The sequence below is a fragment of the Azospirillum sp. RU38E genome, assembly GCF_900188385.1.
Lineage (GTDB): Bacteria > Pseudomonadota > Alphaproteobacteria > Azospirillales > Azospirillaceae > Niveispirillum.
This window is the reverse complement of the sequence record NZ_FZOI01000005.1, coordinates 167,874-188,753: the sequence shown is the minus strand read 5'-3', so window position 1 is coordinate 188,753 and position 20,880 is coordinate 167,874. Positions and strand designations below refer to the sequence as shown.

Annotated in this window: 15 protein-coding genes; 9 read left to right on the top strand and 6 right to left on the bottom strand. The window is 63.2% G+C overall.

Annotated elements, in window-relative coordinates; genetic code table 11:
- The first annotated feature begins 271 nt into the window (after nt 1-271).
- The 6 genes from CHB97_RS12290 (at nt 272) to CHB97_RS12265 (ending at nt 5,707) form a co-directional block, all read left to right on the top strand.
- Nucleotides 272-1,948 carry a methyl-accepting chemotaxis protein gene (locus CHB97_RS12290; protein WP_160105790.1) on the top strand — a complete coding sequence of 559 codons (1,677 nt, stop codon included), beginning with the start codon at nt 272-274 and terminating at the stop codon, nt 1,946-1,948.
- A complete protein-coding gene (locus tag CHB97_RS12285) occupies nt 1,945-2,145 on the top strand; it encodes a hypothetical protein (protein WP_089288266.1) in 201 nt (66 codons plus the stop codon). Before CHB97_RS12290 ends, CHB97_RS12285 begins: the two co-directional genes overlap by 4 nt.
- A 74-nt stretch (nt 2,146-2,219) precedes the next feature.
- Complete coding sequence (locus CHB97_RS12280; RefSeq protein WP_089288265.1) at nt 2,220-2,630, top strand: hypothetical protein; 411 nt, start codon at nt 2,220-2,222, stop codon at nt 2,628-2,630.
- 72 nt (nt 2,631-2,702) lie between these two features.
- Nucleotides 2,703-3,260: a cupredoxin domain-containing protein gene (locus tag CHB97_RS12275; RefSeq protein WP_143270857.1), complete on the top strand. Its 558-nt coding sequence runs from the start codon at nt 2,703-2,705 to the stop codon at nt 3,258-3,260.
- Between the two features lie 12 nt (nt 3,261-3,272).
- Nucleotides 3,273-4,979 carry a copper resistance system multicopper oxidase gene (locus CHB97_RS12270; protein ID WP_089288264.1) on the top strand — a complete coding sequence of 569 codons (1,707 nt, stop codon included), beginning with the start codon at nt 3,273-3,275 and terminating at the stop codon, nt 4,977-4,979.
- Between the two features lie 14 nt (nt 4,980-4,993).
- A complete protein-coding gene (locus tag CHB97_RS12265) occupies nt 4,994-5,707 on the top strand; it encodes a copper resistance protein B (protein WP_089288263.1) in 714 nt (237 codons plus the stop codon).
- A 249-nt stretch (nt 5,708-5,956) separates the two neighbouring features.
- Here CHB97_RS12265 and CHB97_RS12260 read toward each other — a convergent pair whose 3' ends face one another.
- Nucleotides 5,957-9,430: an autotransporter domain-containing protein gene (locus tag CHB97_RS12260; protein WP_089288262.1), complete on the bottom strand. Its 3,474-nt coding sequence runs from the start codon at nt 9,428-9,430 to the stop codon at nt 5,957-5,959.
- A gap of 259 nt (nt 9,431-9,689) precedes the next feature.
- On the opposite strand from CHB97_RS12260, the gene CHB97_RS12255 reads away from it, so the two are divergent.
- Nucleotides 9,690-11,033, top strand: a complete 1,344-nt coding sequence (locus tag CHB97_RS12255; RefSeq protein ID WP_089288261.1) for an MFS transporter — start codon at nt 9,690-9,692, stop codon at nt 11,031-11,033.
- 37 nt (nt 11,034-11,070) lie between these two features.
- Here CHB97_RS12255 and CHB97_RS12250 read toward each other — a convergent pair whose 3' ends face one another.
- Together CHB97_RS12250 and CHB97_RS12245 are read right to left on the bottom strand one after the other, a co-directional pair.
- The gene (locus CHB97_RS12250) at nt 11,071-12,690 is read right to left on the bottom strand and encodes a tyrosinase family protein (protein ID WP_089288260.1); all 1,620 of its coding nucleotides are present in this window, start codon (nt 12,688-12,690) and stop codon (nt 11,071-11,073) included.
- Between the two features lie 242 nt (nt 12,691-12,932).
- Complete coding sequence (locus CHB97_RS12245) at nt 12,933-13,772, bottom strand: IclR family transcriptional regulator (protein WP_244559513.1); 840 nt, start codon at nt 13,770-13,772, stop codon at nt 12,933-12,935.
- Between the two features lie 364 nt (nt 13,773-14,136).
- Between CHB97_RS12245 and CHB97_RS12240 the strand changes: the two genes are divergently transcribed.
- Together CHB97_RS12240 and CHB97_RS12235 are read left to right on the top strand one after the other, a co-directional pair.
- Nucleotides 14,137-15,147 (top strand): sulfotransferase family protein, encoded by a 1,011-nt coding sequence (locus CHB97_RS12240; protein WP_244559512.1) that lies wholly within the window; start codon nt 14,137-14,139, stop codon nt 15,145-15,147.
- A gap of 63 nt (nt 15,148-15,210) precedes the next feature.
- Nucleotides 15,211-16,899, top strand: coding sequence for a methyl-accepting chemotaxis protein (locus CHB97_RS12235; protein ID WP_089288258.1), 1,689 nt, complete (start codon nt 15,211-15,213; stop codon nt 16,897-16,899).
- 52 nt (nt 16,900-16,951) lie between these two features.
- Here CHB97_RS12235 and CHB97_RS12230 read toward each other — a convergent pair whose 3' ends face one another.
- The 3 genes from CHB97_RS12230 to CHB97_RS12220 are packed head-to-tail and all read right to left on the bottom strand — an operon-like array spanning nt 16,952 to nt 20,750.
- Complete coding sequence (locus CHB97_RS12230; RefSeq protein ID WP_089288257.1) at nt 16,952-18,256, bottom strand: oligogalacturonate lyase family protein; 1,305 nt, start codon at nt 18,254-18,256, stop codon at nt 16,952-16,954.
- A complete protein-coding gene (locus tag CHB97_RS12225) occupies nt 18,253-19,767 on the bottom strand; it encodes a glycoside hydrolase family 28 protein (protein WP_089288256.1) in 1,515 nt (504 codons plus the stop codon). Before CHB97_RS12225 ends, CHB97_RS12230 begins: the two co-directional genes overlap by 4 nt.
- On the bottom strand, nt 19,764-20,750 hold the full coding sequence (locus CHB97_RS12220) for a hypothetical protein (protein WP_200819912.1): 987 nt from the start codon (nt 20,748-20,750) through the stop codon (nt 19,764-19,766). Before CHB97_RS12220 ends, CHB97_RS12225 begins: the two co-directional genes overlap by 4 nt.
- Between the last annotated feature and the right edge of the window lie 130 nt (nt 20,751-20,880).

Sequence of the window (20,880 nt, the reverse complement as noted above, 5' to 3'; positions counted from 1 at the left end):
GGCTTGCCGTTGCCAATTTGATGCGTCTATCCCGGTCGCGTGTAAATTGGTCCTGATGCCTATTTCGTATAGCAGCAGGCCGTCTCCTGAATTTAGACCGGTTTTCCGCCCGTTCAAATGGTTAAGCGGTAGCGGACCTCCGTGTCTTGTCAACAAACAAAAATCCAGCCAGTGGGAACCAAGGAAACTTGGAAAGGGCGATGGGGTGCGACCGCATCGACGCCGCAGGCCCATACCGTGTCTGCCGTCGCTGCACGAGGAAGGGCTGGAAATGTTGGACAATATTCGAATCAGATCGAAAATTCTGTTGGTTCTGGTGTTCATGGCGGCCGTTTCCGGCGTCATCACCGTGACCGGTACGCTGGGATTGGGCAATATCGCCGCCGCCGTGGAGGGCATCAGCGTTACATCCGATGAAATCCTGTATGGTGCCCGCTTCCGCCGCATCGCGGTGGAAATGCAGCAGCAGGAATACCGGCTGGCGCTGAAGCCGGACAGCCTGTCGGAAATCCGGCAGAATCTGGCGAAAATCCGCCAGGATTTCATGGAACAGCACCAAGCTGCCAAGGTCACCGGCGATGCTGAACAGCAAAAGAAGCTGGCCGAAATCCTGCGCACCTTCGGCGAGTATGAGAAAATCCAACGCAAAACGCTGGAACTGGCGGCAACGCCGGGAACCCGCCAGGACGCATTGCTGGTCGCCATCGATGCCGAGGCCGGCGCCCAGGCAGAATGGACCAGCGATGTCATGGATTATGTCAATTATACCAACGCCAAAGGCAAGAAACTGGCCGCCTATGCCGATGACACGGCCGATACTTCCTTGCTGGTGATGATCCTGGTGGCGGTCGGCGGGATTGTTCTGGGCATTGCCGGCGGCATCTGGGTCGCGCAAACCGGCATCATCACGCCGATGGCCGCCATTGTCGGCTGTCTGCGCCGACTGGCGGATGGTGACAGCAAGGTGGAGCTGTTCGGCACCAGCCGCCAGGATGAGATCGGCGCCATTGCCGGCACGGCAATCGTCTTCAAGCAGAACGCCCAGGCACGGGAGACGCTGGAAGCGCAACAGCGCCAGGAACAAGCCGCCAAGGAGGAACGGGCCCGCGCCATTGATGCAATGATTTCCCGTTTCGACAACGAAATTTCGCAAGCCCTCGGCGTGCTCAGCGGGTCGGCCACGGAGCTGGAGGCGACGGCGCAGTCGCTGTCTTCCGCCTCTGAACAGGTTTCCCAGCAATCCGGCATCGTCGCCTCCGCCACCGGGCAGGCGGCGGCCAATGTGCAGACCGTGGCCGCCGCCACGGAGGAGATGACCGGATCGATCCAGGAAGTGGCCCGCCAGATGACCGGTGCCCGCGATATTGCCCGCACCGCCTCGCAGGAGGCCGAGCAGGCGCAGGAAAGCATCCAGAGCCTGAACGAGGCCGGCCAGCGCATCAATGATGTGATCGCCCTGATCGAAAGCATCGCCGGGCAGACCAACCTGCTGGCCCTGAACGCCACCATTGAGGCCGCCCGCGCCGGGGAGGCCGGAAAGGGCTTTGCCGTGGTGGCATCGGAGGTGAAGACCCTGGCCAACCAGACTGCCCGCGCCACCGACGATATCCGCACCCAGATCACCCTGATGCGCGACAGTATCGACGGATCGGTACAGGCGATCAGCCGCATCGCCCAGGTGATTTTCCGCCTGAACGAGGTCTCCGCCACGGTCGCCGGCACGGTGGAAGAACAGACCGCCGCCACCGGGGAGATCAGCCGCAATGCCGCCGAGGCCGCCACCGGCACGCAGGAAGTCTCCCGCACCATCAGCGGCGTGCGGGAGGCGGCGGAAAGTTCCGCCGCCGGTTCGGTACAGGTGCTGGGTGCCTCGCGTGAGCTGGCCCAGCAGGCCGCCACCCTGCGCCAGGCGGTGGAGACCTTCATCCGGGGTGTAAAGGCGGCATGACGAATCCGCCGACAGCAAAAATACTGGCGGGGGCAGACAGCGCCCCCGCCAGCACCCCGCGCCGTCAGCACAGTTTCAGTCTGGCGGAACGGGTGGCCCGGTTGGCCTGGATGGAATGCGCCGACGGCGCCACCCGCCGTGACCTGGCCGCCCGTGCTGCCCGGAAGGCGGCGGATAAGGTGGACAAGACGGAATAGCCGGTCCCCGTGGCACCATGCCGCCGCCGGCCCAGGCTTGCGGTCCGTCCTGGGGCAGCCTATCTTTCCCAGCGATGAGACGGTTTGATCGGATATGGCGGCGCCATGCCGCGCTGCGCCTGCTGGTGGTGCTGCTGGGGTTGCTTGCCCTGGCGGTGATGCCGGTACGCGCCCTGTCCGTCAATGCGGCTCACCATGCGGCCCCAATACCTGTCGGCACCATGGCCGCCATGGAGGATCAGGACTGTCCGCTGCATCAGGCGGCCCAACAGGCCGCTTCCCACCAGGACCATGGCAAAGCCATGCCGGATAATGCCGGCAAAGGGGCCGGCCCCTGTTGTGTGGCCTGGTGTGTGGCGGCCGCCTTGCCGGGATCGCCGCTGCCGGTGCTGTTCCCGCCGCCGGCCCGGCTCAGCCCGCCAGCCGCCCTGGCCGACCATGATGGCCGGCACCCTGCCCCGCCTTTGCGGCCACCGCGTGGGTGACGTGCGGGGGTGGCTTGCCGCCGCCCCGCCCTTCCCCCGACGCCTAAACCCCGTAAAGACGGAGCCTTTCCCATGAAGGCCAAATTCTCCAGCGCCCTGCTGGCGCTGAACCTGTTCGTCATTCCCGCTGCCTTTGCCCAGCACCAGCAGCATCAACAGGCGGCCCCCGCCGCCAATACCGACACCGCCATCGGCCAGCCGGGCAAGGCAGAAGCCGCCCGCCGCACCATCGCCATCACCCTGTCCGACATGGCCATCGATCCGGCCCGGATCGCCGTGCAGCCGGGGGAGACGGTGCGTTTCCAGGTCACCAACAAGGGCCAGCTGCTGCACAGTTTCGTCATCGCCAGCCAGGATGGCCATGGTGAACGGCAGGCCATGATGGGCATGATGCTGGACCATGGCATGGTCACCGATACCGCCATCGTGCCCGCCATGATGAATATGAAACATGACGGCCACGCGATGGCGCATGACCATACCGGGCTGGTGCTGGTGGAACCGGGCAAGAGCGCTGAACTGGTCTGGACCTTCCCGCAGGGCGGGGTGATCGAGGCCGCCTGCGACATGCCCGGCCATTATGAGGCGGGCATGGTCTCCCGCCTGACCATCGGTCATGACGGTCATTGAGCGGGGGCCGACATGTCGATCAAGCAAGCGGGCCTGTCTCGGCGCGACGCCCTGAAACTGGCCAGCGCCGCCGGTCTGGCGGGGGTGGCCATGGTCTATCCCGGCCGCCGCGCCTTTGCCGGGCTGACGGAAACCCGTCTGGTGGTGGCGGAAAACCGCATCACCATTGATGGTGACAGCTTCCCCGCCATCACCATGGGCGGTGGCGTCCCCGGCCCGACGCTGTATTGGCGGGAGGGAGAGGAAGTGCTGGTGCAGGTGGAGAACCGGCTTTCCGAGCCCACCTCCATCCACTGGCACGGGCTGCTACTGGAAGGGGTGATGGATGGGGCGCCCGGTTTCAACGCCTATAGCGCCATCGGGCCGGGGGAGAGCTTCACCTATCGCATCAAGCTGCGCCAGTCCGGCACCTATTGGTATCACAGCCATTCCGGCGGGCAGGAACAGCGCGGCATGTATGGCGCCATCGTCATCGCCCCCGCCACGCCGGACCCGGTCAAGGCCGACCGGGACCATGTGCTGCTGCTGTCCGACCATACGGCGGACCACCCGGACCATATCCTGCGCAAGCTGAAGGTCAGCGAAGGCTATTACAACCGGGGCAAACGTACCCTGTCCGACCTGTCGGCGGATATCGACCGCGACGGGCTGGCCGCCGCCTGGAAGGACCGGCGCGACTGGGGCGACATGCGCATGGACCCGACCGATCTGGCCGATGTCACCGGTTATCGCTTCCTGGTCAATGGCAAGGGCATCGGGGATAACTGGACGGCCCTGTTCAAGCCGGGGGAGCGGCTTCGGCTGCGCATCATCAACGGATCGGCGATGAGTATCTTTGACGTGGCCATCCCCGGTCTGGCCATGATCGTGGTGGCCGCCGACGGGCAGAATGTGCTGCCGGTGAAGGTGGATGAATTCCGCATCGGCGTCGGTGAGACCTATGACGTGATTGTGCTGCCGACGGAGGATCGCGCCTATACGCTGATGGCGGAGCCGATCGACCGCAGCGGCTATGCCCGCGCCACCCTGGCCCCACGGGAGGGGATGCAAGGGGAGATTCCCCCCCTGCGGCCCCGCACCCTGCTGACCATGGCCGATATGGGGATGCATGGCGACCATGGCGGCATGGATCACAGCAGCATGAATCATGGGGCAATGGACCATAACACCATGGACCATTCATCAATGGATCACGCCGCCATGGGGCACGCCATGCCGATGACACCAGCAGCCCAGGAAGGGCCGCCCAGAGGCTGGGAGCAGGCCGGCACCCCGCCGGGCAAGCGCGCCCTGCGCTATGCCGATTTGAAAGCCTTCAGCCGCAATCCGGATGCGACAGCGCCGACGACGGAAATCATCCTGCGGCTGACCGGTATCATGGAACGCTATATCTGGACCCTGAATGGCCACAAGTTCGACCATGGCGACCCGATCCGGGTCCGCTATGGGGAGCGGGTGCGGCTGCGCTTCATCAACACCACCATGATGGCCCATCCCATGCACCTGCATGGCATGTTTTTCGAGCTGGAGAACGGCCAGACCGACCGGATGCCGCGCAAACATGTGGTGATCGTGCCACCGGGCAAGGAAGCATCGGTGGTGCTGACCGCGAACGAGCCGGGGGACTGGCCGCTGCATTGCCACCTGCTGTTCCATATGAATGCCGGCATGATGACGCGCTTCATCGTCGATCCCCCCGCCCCTGCGGCGCGGTCGTGACGGGAGGGGAGATAATGATGAAAAGGATGATCAAGGCCGCCCTTGCCATGGCGGCACTGGCCCTGCCCCTGCCCGCCCCGGCGATGGAAGGGCATGGCGACATGCTGATCTGGCAATTCACCATGGATCAGCTGGAACAACGCTGGCAGAAAGGCCAGGACAGCACGGCCTGGAAAAGCGACGGCTTCATCGGCGGTGATGTGGCCAAGCTGCGGCTGAAAAGCGAGGGCGATGTCAGCGATGGCACCGTGGACCATCTGGAGGTCCAGGCGTTGTACAGCGTGATGGTGCATGATTTCTGGGATTTCCAGGCGGGTATCCGCCAGGATTTCCGACCCCAGCCACAGACAACCCATCTGGCCATCGGCTTCCAGGGGCTGGCCCCGCAATTTCTGGAGGTGGATGCCCAGGCCTTCCTGTCCGAGCGTGGCGATGTGACGGCACGGCTGGATGTGGAAACCGACCTGCTGCTGACCCAAAAACTGATCCTGCAACCCCATGCGGAGGTGGAACTAGCGGCACAGAAGGTGGCGGAGACCGCAACCGGTGCCGGGGTTTCAGAGATGAAACTGGGCCTGCGGCTGCGCTATGAGCTGGTAAAGGAATTCGCCCCCTATATCGGCCTAGCCTGGGAACGCAAACTGGGGGAGACGGCACGGCTGGCCAAGGCCGACGGGCATGACGCGGACGATCTGCGCTTTGTCACCGGCCTGCGTTTCTGGTTCTGAAACCTGTTCCGGTTAGAATAGCCCCCTGGGGCCGGCTGCGCTTCCCTTTACGCACAGCCGGCCCTGGATCAGCCTTGCCGCAAGCGGCCTCATACCAATCCGCCGAGGGCTTGACCCTTGGCGGATTGGAGGCCGGCGACCGCCGGCCCGCCGCACATGCGGCGTAAGCCAAGCTGCCGGATGGCAGCGCCCGGCGACTGAGGGTAGCTGAAATCTCCCTGCATCGGTCACGATCAAGGGAGATTGGTATCAATCAAAGCGCCAGCGGATACCACCGGACAGGGTCTGGCGATCACCGCCGCGCCTTTCCTCAAGATCAACCCGCATAAAACCTTCCAATCCCGGCTCCAGACGTGCGGCCAGGCCGGCCCCTAGAATGGCGGCATCGCGGCCGACCGCTTCACCCGCCAGGGTGAAAGCACCGCCATCCAGCCAGGCCCGACCAGAGGCGGCAACATCGCGAAAATCATGGTCCCAGCGCAGCGTCACCTCCGGTTCCAGGCTGATGCCGCCCGCAGTAAATGCCTGCCATATGGCGCGCAAGCCGATACCGCTGCGCCAGGAGCGCAGGTCGAGACCGTCAACCATCAGGCCGGAGGTACCAGCCCCCGTCTCCACAAACCCGTTGCGATGAGCCTGGTCGAAGCGCAGGCTGACCGCCGGCTCAACCAGGAGATTATCCGCCGCCCAGCGATAGCCGGCGGATACGCCCACCCCCACCATATGTCCCTTCCCGTCAGCCTCCGCCCTGCGGTCCAACCCGCTCAGGCGGATGGGGCGGCGGCTGTCAGCATCGCTGAGACCCAGGGCAAGGCTTGCTTCGCCGAAGAAAGCACCGGCGGTGAAGCCGCCATAACCCGCCAGAAGCATCACATCCTGGCTGGCATGGCCTGCCCCGCCATCGACGCTGGAACGGACATAGCCAGCGGACATACCCAGTTCAATATTGTCGGCAACCCTTGCATCAATACCGGTTGTGAAGCCGGCAATATCCAGATCAACAGCGCCCCGTGCGCCGGAACCGACAATGGCGCGTCCCCATAGGCCCGGCACCGCATCGGCCGCACCAGCAACAGCGGTGCGCCCCTGCCCCTCCCCGACCGACTGCATGGTCGCCGGGCTGAATTGCAGTGACAGCGAACCGCGCCGGGTGGCGGCCATGCGGTCACCCAGCAGATCGCCGAAAAGGCGCATTGTATCCAACCCGGCACCCACCATTTCAGCATGGATGGAGCCCGCCAGCTGATCAAGCGCGGCGGCCAGTTCCGCCGGCCTGGTGGCGTAAAGCCCGCCATAAAATGCATCACGATCCGTGAAATCGCGTGTACCCGCATTTGGCCGCGTCTTGTCCAGCGCGGCGGCGACGGCATTTTGCGCAGGTGACAGTCCCGGCAGGGCCGCATATGTCGCGGGTGTCACCCAGAGTGTCACCGCCTGCGCGCCATAGACGAGATCGAAACGGGCATCGGTGGGCAGATCGGCGACCGGCTGTTGCAGAACCTGGAAGCTGCCCGCAACGCCGCCCGCAGCCTGGATAATGGTGAAATGCTGCCCCACGGCCGGGATAAAGGGTGATTGATCGGCCAGCATGAATCCACGCGTCACCGGGGTCAAGCTGCCGGCGGCCGTAAAGACCCCACCCACCAGCAATTGATCATAGCCATCCGGCACGGCACCGGCACGGATACCCCCCAGCTCCACCCGCAGATCGGCCCTGTCGCCGCTGCTGACCACGGAACCGGTCACCGTCAGGGTACCGATCGAAAGACCAGGCGACAGGGTGCCGGCATTGAGCAGCGCGCCATCAATACCGCCGTCACCCGATAATAGTGCGCCGGGTGATACGCTCACCATGCTGGTACGCAGCATGGCCGTCACCTGCAGGCGCCCCTCCTCCACACGGGTGGTACCGGTCAGGCTGCTGTCGGCGGAAAGGGTCAAGGTGCCCGTCCCGCGTTTCTGTAAGCTGTTATGCCCCGTCAGCGTGCCGGTGAAATCCAGATTGTCTTTGCGGTCGAAAAGAAGGCTGCCGCTATCGCCAGGCAGAAGGTTGGCGGCGTACCAGGCAATCCCTTCATAGGCATAGCCTTCCGCCGTAAACCCTTCCGTCAAGGAGGGGGTATAGAGATGATCCCCCAGCGCAACGGAATGAAACCGATGAACAGGCGAGGCACCCGACATGGGTTGCGTCAGGCCGGTGAAAACCGCGCCGGTTTCAGCATAGCCGCTGCCATCCTGGCGCAAACGGCTGATTTCTTCATTATTCAGCGTGTAGATATGGTCACCGGCCGCCACCGACTGGAACTCGATCACCGGCTTTTTGCCGGGCCCCGCCGCCTCATTGGAAAAAGGCACGCCCTGTTCGGTATAGCCGGCCGCCAGCAGCGCGGCTGCCTGCTGGCTGCTGGCCGTATAAACCGTATCGGCTTTACCGGGATGATAGAGCCGGAACACCACCGGCAATCCATCCGCCTTGTCATAGGCGGAAAGCTGTTGCGCGGCATAGCTGACGGTCGATAGCTGGTCCAGACCGTTACTGATGGCCAGGGTCTGCGCACTGGCCGGTCGGGTATAGGTGACGCCCGGTGTCGGTGTGCGCCCAGGGCCGCCGGGCGTGTAGATATCGCTGTAACCGGGCACCGCTGAGGTGGGAATGCTGACATTGATCAGGCTGCGGATGGCCGTTTCGTCACCATTCAGGATGATATCAATGTAGTTATCATTGTCGTTGCGGTAATAGGGGGCGGGAATGCCGGTGGCGGACGGCCCCAGCTCAGCCAACCCGACCACCGTTACTTTCCCCAACCCCGCCCCCAGATCATAGGTGACGCCCGCACGGTCCAGGGTAACCAGTTTTCCACTGGCATCCCGTGCCTGCAACTGGAAGAACCGGGCGAAATCCCCCGGCATGATGGGCGAGACCCCATCCGGGGAGAAACCGCCCGTGGTCATCAGGCGCAGCCGGTAGGTCGCTTGACCCGGATAGAGCGTCGCGCCATCGTTCAAGATACCTGCCGTCAGCGTGGCGGGCCCGGCATCCCCGACCGAGGAAAAGCGGCTGACACGCGCGGCCAGCAGGCTGGGACCGGTCACATAAGGATTTCGGCTGTTGGCAGTCAGCCCCACGGCCGATTGCAGGCCGTTCGGGCCAATCAACTGCAACGGCTTGTCATCGGCCACGATCTCCACCGACACCGGGTAGATGGCGCCGGCCGTGCCGGGGGTCAGACGGTTTCCAAACTCCCCGAAAACCACGACAATGTTGCGTTCATTATAGTCGAAATTCGGGTTCAGCGCTGCGGCCTGCGGGGTCACCACCTCGCCTGTATTCAGGCGGATGGCAATGTCGGTGGGGGCGAGCGTACCGGGCAGCACGGGCCAGCTGAACACAATTGGCAAGGCGTCGCCACGCACCACCGCAGCGCCAAATCCGCCCATCACCAGACCGCTGGACGGCTGGCCAGAGGTCAGGTTACGCAAGGGTGGGGTGGGGGTGAGGGTGGCCCAATCGCGGTTGATACCCGCCCCGGCAGCGGCGGCCAGCGCCAGACCGCCCGGACCATCCAGACCCGGAATGCCCACGATCCCTTCGAATCCCAGGTCGGCCGACAAAATCTGTGCCGTTGTCGACCAGATATCGGCATTAATGACGATGTCGCGCTGTAATTCAACATAAGCGGGAGAAACGATGGGCGCAGCGGCTGTTGCAGGCAAAACATCCATGGTCGGCGGCACCCCGTCTGGTTGCAGAATCGTAATAAATAAGCAAATTTTAACAATGTTTACCTGCAAATCACCATCCTGTCATCCCGCAACCGATCATCCCAAACCGTCGATTGCAGTTTGGACAGGGGATGAAGTGCCGACCCGGCCTGGGACCGCAGCGCCGTCGGCGCGGATATCAGCGGTCATCGTTGCTGATCGCTGATATAGTCCCCCGGATAAGCCCGAAAACGGGTACGGTGACAGGGGATGGAACGCGATGCGGGCTCTCGGGCTTGGCGGCAAGATCGGCTATGGGATCGGGGATTTCGGGCTGAACCTTTATTGGCAGTCCATCCTGGTCTTCATCGTCTTTTTTCATGTGGATGTGCTGGGGCTTTCCGCCTGGACGGCGGGGGTCTGTTTCTTCATCGCCGGTCTGTGGGATGCCGCCATGGACCCGCTGATGGGGGCCCTGTCGGACAAGACGCGCAGCCGATGGGGGCAATATCGGCCCTTCATCCTGCTGGGGGCGGTGCCGCTGGCGGGCGCCTTCACCCTTTGCTTCAGCCCGCCCTCCTGGCTGGTGCCGGGCAGTGCGGCCATGGTGGCTTTCGCGCTTGCCAGCCATATGCTGCTGCGAAGCTGCTACAGTGTGGTGAGCATTCCCTATTCGTCCCTGACAGCGGCCATCACCAGCGATACGGAGGCCCGCGCCAGCCTGACCGGGTGGCGGATGCTGTTCGCCTTCATGGGCTGTACGGCGGTGACGGCGCTGCTGCCCTTACTGGCGGCATGGTTCGGCCAGGATGGCGGCAATGGCTATGGGTCAGCCGCCGCCATTGTGGGCGCCGTGTCGGTGGTGGCCCTGCTGATCTGCGGGCTGTCGGTACGCGAACAGGCGCGGCCGGCTGTGGTGATGCCGGCGGCAGCTGAAAGGGGCGGCAACGGTTTCTGGGCCGCCATCGGGCGCAACGGTCCCTTGCTGCGGCTGATGGCGGCGACGCTGGTGATGCAGCTGGGGCTGGGGGTGCTGCTGCGCAACCTGCCCTATCTGATGAAATATGATCTGGGCGATGCCGCGCTTTCCGGCACGGCCCTGCCCTGGCTGACGCTGCTGGGCGTGGCCAGCGTGCCCGTCTGGGTGACGGTGGCCAAGCGCTGGAACAAGCGCATCCTGTGGCAATGGGGCAGTGCGGTGGCAGCGCTGGGGGCGCTGGGGCTGATGCTGGAACGCGGGCTGTGGCCGACGCTGATCTGCATCGGGCTGGTCTTTATCGGCCATACCGCGCATGGGGTGGCCACCTGGTCGATGCTGCCGGACACGGTGGATTATGGCCAATGGCGCAGCGGGCGGCGGGACGAGGCGAAGATTTACGGCATCGCGTCCTGCGTGCTGAAATTATCGCTGGGGGCATCGGGCATTGTCGCCGGCTGGGCTTTGGACTTGGTGGGGTTCGTGCCCAATGCGGAGCAGGCCCCGCAGACGCTGGAACAGTTCCGCCTGCTGGCGGGGCTGCTGCCGGCGGCAGGGCTGGCAGCATCGGCAGCGCTGATCTGGCGCTATCCGCTGGATGCCCAATCCCACCGGCAGATTCTGGGACGGCTGGCAGCCGGGGCGTGAGGGGAAGCCCCCCACGCCCCGGCCGTTCAGTTCGCCCTTACCGGCTGTGGATTTCCACGGCCAGCAGCTTGGGCGCCGGGAAATCCGGCTGGATGGTCGGCGGGGCCAGACGGACATCCAGTTTAGCCCCCGGTGAGCGGGCAAAGCGGGAGGCCGCCAACCGATCCGGCAGCGGCACCACGAAGGTGACGCGGTTGCCACCATTATGCGCGGCGTGGGCGGCATGGGCCGGACCATGGGCCGCCAGACCACCGAAGAAGGAGACGGTGCCAGCATAATAGGGGCTGTCCGCCGCCACCGTTTTCACATCCGCCGGGGCATTGACCAGCACATCGAACTGACGCGGCGCATCCATGGCGGTGGGCCGTTCAAAGGTGATGGTGGCGATCATCCGGCCCGCCGGCGCGGAAAGGCTGACCGTGCCGCCATCCTGTGAAGCGCCCAGCAGCAACGGGGCCGCACCTTCCGCCACCTTGGTGGCGGTGGGCACATAGGGCACCAGCTTGTCATACCGATAACCGAAGCGGGCAGCGTGGATGTAATCCCCCGCCTTGCCATTCAGCACATATTTGCCATCAGCATCGACAAAGAACAGGAACGGGTCTTTATCGAAATCGACACGATCCGCCCCCGTCGGCAAATCGGGCAGGCCATATTTCTGCTGCTTGGCCGACCAGCTTTCCCACAGACGATCCATATTGGCATGGTGCAGGAAGAAGATGGGATCAACCGGCGACAGGTTGTTGGTCATGTTTCCATAGGGACCGGGATTCCAATTACCTGGAGCATCGAAGTAACCACCAATGAAATTATGCACATGATTGTGCGGCTTCCCCTCCAGTATAGAAAAAAATCCTGTCTTCGATGGAGCATCATTGTGTGAAGCGGTACGGATACTGGTAAAGCTGGTTTCTGGAGATGAGGCGTTGAATTGAGCTGGCGCCAGCCCGCCATTCACATCATTAAAGCTACACTCACCAGCCAATTTAGGCGGCAGGGCGCGGTTATCAATGGGAACGTAACGGGCCTTTTCCGTAATGGCGAAAGCCTGATCGCCGATACTGAACTTCTGGTTGACGGGATCCCAGCCCATCACCGCCTTCCACAGATCATCGAAACTTTCATAGCCACGCAGCTTCTGCTGCGCCAACTGATCGGCGTTGAGCGTGTTCCAGTAAGCCTGAATGGCGGGCTTCACCTCCCGCTCAAAGGTCGGCAAATCTTTGGTGTATTTGGCATAAGCCTCATTCGTCGGTGTCAGCACACCGGCGAACATGGATAAGGGCAGTTCCTGCAATTCCGACCAATCCCAATAGGGGAAGGCGAATTCCGGGTTGCCGGAAAGCTTGCGCACCGTCTGTTCGAAATAACCGACATAGCCCCGGTGCCAGACATAGAACCACCAGTTGCCATGCGGGCAATCCATCATATGCACGAAGGCATTGCGGAACCAGTTGTGCGGGTGCGAGAGCGGCAGGTCCAGCATCTTGCGCACGGCCACGGCATAGCTTTTCAGCATGTCCTGGCCCTTTTTGCTGGTCACATTATAGCGCACCCAGCGGAAAGGATTTGGCAGTGCCGCCGCCGGCACGCTGAGCGCGCCCAAACCAGCAATTGCAGCCGTACCGGCCAACAGGCCACGACGTGAAACGCGCATTTCAGGTTCCCCTCCCGATCGTTAGAAGCGCAGGGAGGATATTACCAACACACCTATAAATCACCTGATTTTACATCTTTTGGTCGATATCCCCCCTATGCATACACGGATGTGCAATTGCTTCTTTTACGAAGCGCGGTAGCAGGTCCACCAATGTCCCGCATAATGCTGGTCATCTGCGCCGATGAGCGCGTCCAATCTTCCTGCTTGTCAGCCGAGCAGCTGAAGATGATGGCGCTGCATCAGCGCCGCCGCGGGCCGCCCTCGCTCCAGCCCATGCCCCGGCTGATCTGGCGGGCTGTTTCCTTCACCGTCTCCACCAGTTCCTGCATCCGCGCGTCGCTCATATATTGTGCGGCGCTGGACAGGCTGATGGCGGCGATGATCTTGCCATTGGCGCCCCGGATGGGGGCGGCAACGCAGCGGATACGGTCTTCATTCTCTTCCAGATCAAAGGCATAGCCGCCGGCGGCATAGGCCTGCATCCGCTTCAGCCAGACCGGCCAATCATCCATGGCCCAGTCACGATCCGCAAAGAAATGCCGCCAGCGGGCCTCTGTCTCATCCAGGATCAGGGCCTTGCCCAGACCGGTGGAGGCAATGGGATGACGTTCCCCAACGCGGGAGCCGATTTCGATGCGGCGGCGGCCAGGGATCTTGTCCAGATATAGCGCATGGTCGCCATCCAGAATGCCCAGATGCACCGTATCCTCGGTGGCGGCGGCCAGATCTTCAATATGCGGGCGGGCAACACGCGGGATATCCATCTGCCGCTGCGCCAGATAGCCCAGTTCCAGCAGCTTCGGCCCCAGCTGATAGCCTTCACGCGGGGTCAGCACCAGAAAGTCCCGCTCCACCAGGGCGGCAGCCAGCCGATGGGTGGTGCTGCGGGTCAGGTCCAGCCGCTGCGCCAGCTTGGCCAGGCTGATCGGGCCCTCTGCCACCGCTTCCAATACATCCAGGCCGCGCAGCAGGGTCTGGCTGCCGCTGGGGGTGGCCTTCTGCTGGGCCTCTGCCTCTTCATGGGCACCATTGCCAAGGGCGGTCACGCTGGTCATCGGCTTCGCTTTGCTGTCTCTCATTTTGCGGAACAACATCCCATAAATCCGCCAACACAACAAGCGACGGCGCAACATTATCGCCCTGGGCGTCCGGCGACGTCTCCCGAATGCCCGGTGACGGTCGTCCCCACTAAGTGGAAATCCTGCGTGACGATACGCCTGAAGGGCAACGGTGTCTCAATCCGTTTCCGATAATGAAACAAAAATCACGGATCGGAACGATATATTTTCAAGAAATATTCCGATTTGGAACCGAATATTGAAATACTCAAAAGGGTGTATTTTTCATAATTTGATCCATTAAGTTTGCGTTAACTAACGCAACCTACCATAAAATAGAAACATATATTTCGTACACGCGTATGCAGTTGAACCCCGAGAGGTGATGATGACCGCGCGTTCAAACCCCTATGGCGACCTTTCTGCGCTGGCAGCACGAATCGAGGGGGAAGATCCCCAGCTCTACAATCTGCTGCTACCGGCCGACGGTTTTTTTCAGAAAGCAGAGACCAGCCAGCGCCGCCTGACCGATCAGGTGGCGGCGGCGCTGCGGGAGAGTTTCGCCGGCTGGAATGCGGCGGATTTCCCCACCCTTTACTGCGCCTGGGGCCGGGCGCGCACAGGCTCCACCGCGCTGGCCAACCTGTTCGGCACAGCGGGCCTGCCCTCCTATTATCAACCGGTGAAGGCGTTGATGCGCCAGTTCCTGGCCGGCGACGCCGTCAGCCCCTGGCAACCGCCGCGTGAGAATTTTTTCTGCAAGGATGTGGCCGGCCCCTATACGCTGGCGGAATGCCTCTATATCCCGGCGCAGATGCTGGTGGAGGCGGGGTACCCGCCGGAGAAGCTGCACCTGGTGATTCTGGACCGCCAGCCGGAACGGTCGCTGGGATCATGGCTGCGCAAATGGTCGGGCCGGCTGGAGCGGGAGCGGTTGCTGGCGCATTTCGTCTGCGCCTCACTGAACACGCTGCGGGTGGAGGCCCATGCGCGGCGTTACGGCATCGCCGTCACCCATTATGTTTATGAAGCAGCGCAGGAACCGACCCTGGCGATTCCGGCCCTGTTCAACCGGCTGGGCCTTGGGCCGGCTGCCATCGCCGCCGCGCTGAAGGAATGGACCCCGCTGGACAGCCTGGATGCCGAAGGCTCCCGCGTCATCTTCCCCGTGGAGCCGGATGCCTATGTCGTGCCGGGGCTGCATCAGGCCGATGCCGATGGCTATCGCTACCGCCCCGGCACCTGCGACGGGGTGACCCAGGAGGACCGGGCGCTGCTCTACATGCTGGGGGTGGAAGCCGCCTATCAGCGCAATGCCCGGGCCTGCCGGCATGAGCTGGGCCTGCCGGCCCGCCTGTTGACACAGACCATGCCACCCATCGCCGCCGTGGCGTGACGCCCCCTGCCCCTTCTTCTCTCGCCCAACCGCCTGTTCCCCCCTGAACAAGGAATCGCCATCATGCTGAGCAACCTGAAAATATCGCATCGGCTGCTTCTCTTCGTGCCGGTATTGGCCGTGGCGCTGATCCTGGCTGTTGGCTCCGGCCTCAGCACCCTGCGCACCACCCTGGTGCAAGACCGCCAGCAGGAACTGATCCAGATCCTCACCATCGTGCGCGGCATCGCCCAGAACTGGCATGATCGCGAACAATCCGGTGAGATGACCCGTGAACAGGCGCAAAAGGGGGCGGGTGACGATATCCGCAAGCTGCGTTTCGGCAATGGCGAATATATCTATATCAATAATTATGATGGGGTGACCGTCGTCCACGCCAAGCGGGACTTCGAAGGCAAGAATCGGATGGGTTTCAAGACCGCCGACGGGGTGGAAACCGTGCGGCTGGGCGTGGAGGCGGCCAAGAAGGGCGGCGGCTTCTTCACCTATAATTTCTCGCGCCCCGGTGTGAATGGCGGGGAGGCGGTCAATGTGCCGAAGCTGAGCTACAGCCTGGGGTTTGAGCCCTGGCAGTGGGCCCTGGGTACCGGCGTTTATATTGACGATATTGACGAAACCTTTAATGCCATCCTGGTGAAGATGCTGCTGCTGGCCGCCGCCATCCTGCTGACGGGCAGTGCCGTGGCCGTGCTGCTGGCCCGCTCCATCGCCCGGCCGCTGACCATGATGACCGACCGGATGGGCCAGCTGGCCGATGGCGATCTGGCTGTCGAAATCCCGCTGTTGAGCGACCGCAACGAAATGGGCCGGCTGGCCCAGGCGCTGGACGTGTTCAAACGCAATGGCCTGCGCGCCCAGGAACTGACCCGCGCCCAGCAGGCCGAGCAGGAGGCCAAGGAACGCCGGCAGGTGGCGGTGGAGAAGTCACTGGCTGATTTCCAGGACAAGGCGGCCCATATTGTCGGCAATCTGGTCGATGCCTCGGAAAAGGTGCGCAATCACTCCTCCGGGCTGGCCAGCATGGCGCAGCAGAGCCGCGGCCTGATCGATGGCGTCAATCAGGCGGCATCGGAAACCACCAGCAATGTGCAGATGATCGCCAGTGCGGCCGAAGAACTGGCCGCCGCCGTGGGCGAAGTGAACCAGCAGGTCACCCGCTCCACCGACATTGCCGAACGCGCCGTGCATGAGGCGGGGCAGACCAGTGCCACCATGGGCGGTCTGGCCGAAGCGGCACAGAATATCGGCTCCATCATCCAGGTGATTTCCGATATTGCCAGCCAGACCAACCTGCTGGCACTGAACGCCACCATCGAGGCGGCGCGCGCCGGGGAGGCCGGCAAGGGCTTCGCCGTGGTGGCATCGGAGGTTAAGACACTGGCCAGCCAGACCACCAAGGCCACCGACGAAATCCAGTCCTATGTCACCGGCATCCAGCGGGAAACCCACCGCGCGGTCGAGGCCATCGACAATATCGCCCGCGTGGTGAACGATATGCGGACCATTGCCACCGGCATCGCCTCGGCCATGGAACAGCAGGGTGCCACCACGGCCGATATTGCCCGCAATATCAATCAGGCCGCCATGGGCACCCAACAGGTTTCGGCCAATGTGGTGGGTGTTGCCGGGGCGGCGGAACAGACGGCCCAGTCGGCCAATTCGCTGAACGGCGCCTCGGAAGATCTGCGCCGTGACGCGGAAACGCTGAATACGGAGATTACCAGCTTCTTCAACCGCTTGCGGGCGATCTGATGAAAGGCGGCGGCGATGGGCCAGCAAGAGCCCATCGCCGCCGCACCATCGCCTATCGTCCTGCAGCCTTGGCCACTTCCACGGCGTAGGTATAGACCTCCCCGTGCATGTTGGCGCGGAACACCACCCATTTGCCGTCGGGCGTGAAGGTGATGTTCGGCTCCATCCGGTAATCATGGTCTTTCATGTTCACCAGTTTTTCCGCCCGCAATATGCCGGGTCGGATCAGGTTGGCGGCATCCGGCGCGCTGATGCCGGCCACATCGGGGATGCTTTCCGGCCGGAACAGGTAAATCCATTTCCCGTCCCTGGCCTTGGCCACCATCTCCGCATCGCCGCCATCGCCGGCAAACAGGGTGCCGTCGCGGCTGACATTATAATGCACCGACCATTCATCGCGGGTCAGGTGGTACCAGGTGCGCTTGCCCGTGGCGATCTCATACCCGGCCAGCCAGAAATCCTCGCCGCGTGGGGTTTGCAGGTCGTACCAGATCATCTTGCCGTCGTGGCTGAAGAATTCGTGACCGGCGATTTCCATATTCATGCTGCGGTTATGCACCTTGGTCAGGCCCGTGCCATCGGTGCGGATCAGCCAGATCCGGTCCACCTTGTGCCACGGCCCTTCATGGCAGAACATCAGCAGGGTGGGATCATTGGGTGAAAACTGCACATGGTTCAGCCAGTCCTTCGCGGCGTGAACCACCTTGCGCTCACCGGTTTTGATGGAGAGGGTGAAAATCTCCATCGGGATGCGGGCTTCCAGCCGGTCATTCAGCCGCACCTCCTTGGCATCGGCGAAGCTCAGCGGTTTGCCGTCCGGGCCGGTGGCGGCGTAATGATCGTCGAACTTGGTGGTGTTCTGCTTGGGCGCGCCCGGCTGCAGCGCAAAATCCCGTTCCGCCCAGGTGCCCAGCAGCAGGGTTTCATCAGCGTTGATGGACTCGATCCGCCCGCTTTTCACATGCGCAATTTTGGTGGGCTTGCCGCCTTTGCTGTCGATCCAGAACAGATCATAGGGGCCGCCCTGCTTCACATCATCATTGGCGTAATAGACGCGGCCCGTCTTCGGGCCGACGAACAGCACCGCCAGATGCTCCCCCTTCACCAGTTCGGTCTGTTTGCGCGTGTCGAGATCGATGATGGAAATGGTGGTGGCGGCGCTGACCACCATGCGCTTGCCATCGGGCGTATAGGCATTCTGGTGGAAATAAAGGCTGCGGCTGCCCGGCTCGCTGGACAGGCGCACCACCCGGTGACCGGTATCCGGGTCCACCCATTCGCGCGGCGGCTCAGCGGCGGTCACGGCGGTGCTGACCAGCAGGGCCAGGGCGGCCAGCCAATGCATCCGCTTTTTCATGGTGTTTCTCCCTCATCATCCGTCAGCCCGCGCACATCCCGGCAGACCAGCCGGGGGGTGGGCATGGCGTTTCTGGTTTGCAGATTGTCAATGCGCACCCCATCCACATCCTCCAACCAGACCGCCGGGCGGCCATCGGGGGAGAGCGTGGACAGGTGGATATCACGCAGGTGCAGGCCCCGCGCGTGGCGGACATACAGCCCATAGGAAGGCAGGGTGCCGAACATGCTAGGTTCCGGATAGGCATCGGGCTTTTCCGGTACCGGGTCCGCCACCGCATCCAGCCCGCCGGCATAAGTGATGCGGATATCCTGCAACGTCACCTCCTCAACGGGCTGTTCCGGCAGCCCGGCGATGAGGGAGGCGTAACGCGGATCGACATCATGGGCGGTGATATGGGCAAAGCGGATGCGGCGCATCGGGCCGGGCCTTGTCCCCTCCGGGGCACGCAGCCGGGCGCCGATGCGCAGGAACAGGGCCGCCGTCGTCACCTCCCGCATGGTGATGTTGCTGATGGAAATATCCTCCAGCACCCCACCATCCACGGTTTCCAGCGCCAGCCCGCGCGAGCGTTCGATCGTGCAGTTGGAAATGACGATGTTGCGGAAGCCGCCATGGCTTTCCGTGCCCAGCTTGATCCGCCCCGTCACCCGGTCCCGGTCGGGCGAGAGCTGTTGCGTGCGTCCATAGGTGCCATCCAGCAGGGTACCCAGGTCAAAGCCGCTGACATGGCAATTGCTGATGGCAACATGCTCCGTCGCCCGCGCCACGCCTAAGGCACCGGAGCTTTTCAGCACCAGCGCATCATCGTTGGGCGTGTTGATCTGGCAATTGCTGACGCGGACATGGCGCACGGCATCCAGGTCGATGCCATCGCGGTCGGTATCAATGCGCAGATTATCGATGGTCAGATTGTCGGTGCCGGTGGCCAGGATGGCGAAATGTCCGCCCTTGAAGATACTGAAATCGCGCAAGGTGATGTTGCGGCAATTCTTCAGGGCAATCGCCTTGTTGCCCTGGCCGCGCATCAACGCTTCATCCGGGTCTTCGGCGGCCAGTTCAGCCGCACTCATCCCCGCCATGCTTTCGGGGAAATAGCCTTTGCGCTTGGCCCACTTCGCCCCCGGCCCCTTGGAGGTCAGCCCGGCCCCGTCGATCAGGCCGGGGCCGGTAATGGCGACGTCATTCACCCCATCGCCCCAGATCAGGCTGTTCTGCCAATGGGAATGGCCGAAATCCTGATAGAGATCATGCGGGTTGGGCTCCGGCAGGTCATAGGCACCGCCATGGCGGGCCGGGTCCGCCGCCAGCAGCACACAACCGGCATCCAGGTGGAGCGCCACGCGGCTGTACAGCCGGATGGAAAAGGACAGCCAGCGCCCCGCCGGCAGCCAGACCGTGCCGCCACCGGCGGCCACGGCGGCAGCGATGGTGCGGTTGATGGCGGGGCTGTCCAGCGCCACGCCATCACCCACGGCACCGAAATGCCGGATATCGAACAGCGGACTCATCGCGGGGGGACCAGTTTCACGGCGGTGGCGGCCTCCCGATCAGCGGTCAGCCAGCCGTCTTTTTCTTTCAGCTCCACCACCTGGATGACGGAACGGCGTTTCCAGGTCGGGTCTGCTGCCGCTTCCGGCTCCCCTTCCTGCTGCACGAAATAGTAGAGATACGCACGGTCGCCGCTGACCAGCACATCCGGGTGGCCACCCTTGGCCCGGTCGGTCAGGGCCGTGCCGGGCTGTTCCAGCAAATTATAGGGCTGGTGTTCCCAGTTGGTCAGGTCTGTGGAGCGATAGACGCCCAGCCCCGACCAGGCATCCAGGATCAGCCAGTAATAGCCTTTCCATTCAATGATCTGCGGGCCTTCGCCGCGCTGTTGCACGGCGATGCCGCCTTGGGTCCAGCTTTTCAGGTCGTGGCTGTCGGCATAATGGGTGCTGCTGCCGTCGCGTTCATCCTTGTACCAGAGCCGCCAGCCACCCCCGGGCAGCGGATGCACGGCGGCATCAATCACCCGGTCGGAACCAAGGTTCAGCTTGTCGGCAAAATCCCAACGCTTCAGATCTGTGCTGGTCAGGTGGATGATGTCGCGCGGGGCGTTCCAGTCCTTGAAGATGCCGGGCACGATGGTCAGCCACATATGATAGGTGTCGCCGATCCGCTCCACATTCGGCGCCCAGAAGGTGACGGGCTGGCCCTCGCCATAGCGGATATCGGCGGTGCCCTGATAGGTCCATGTATTGCCGCCATCGTTGGACCGCGCCATGCCGATGGCCGTGCCGTGCACCCATTCCACCCCCTGGGCATTGGGCAGCGTGGCGCGGCGGTTGGTGTAGAACATCACCCAGTCACCCGCTTGGCGGTCATAGATGATGGAAGCGTCGGCCGCCCCGTCAAAGATGGGATCGCGGAACAGCGGTTTGGGGGCGGTATCGGCGGCAAGGCTGGGGGTGGGCACCAGCAGAAAGAAGGCAGTCGCAATCACACCCATGGCCTGTTTTGCCTTCCCCGCGAAAGCGGGGAACCAGGGGCCACGGGAACCACGCATCGGTGCAGACGGCCCCTGGACCCCCGCTTTCGCGGGGGAGGCACCCTTTTTTTCGCCCGGCCGTATCGCGCAT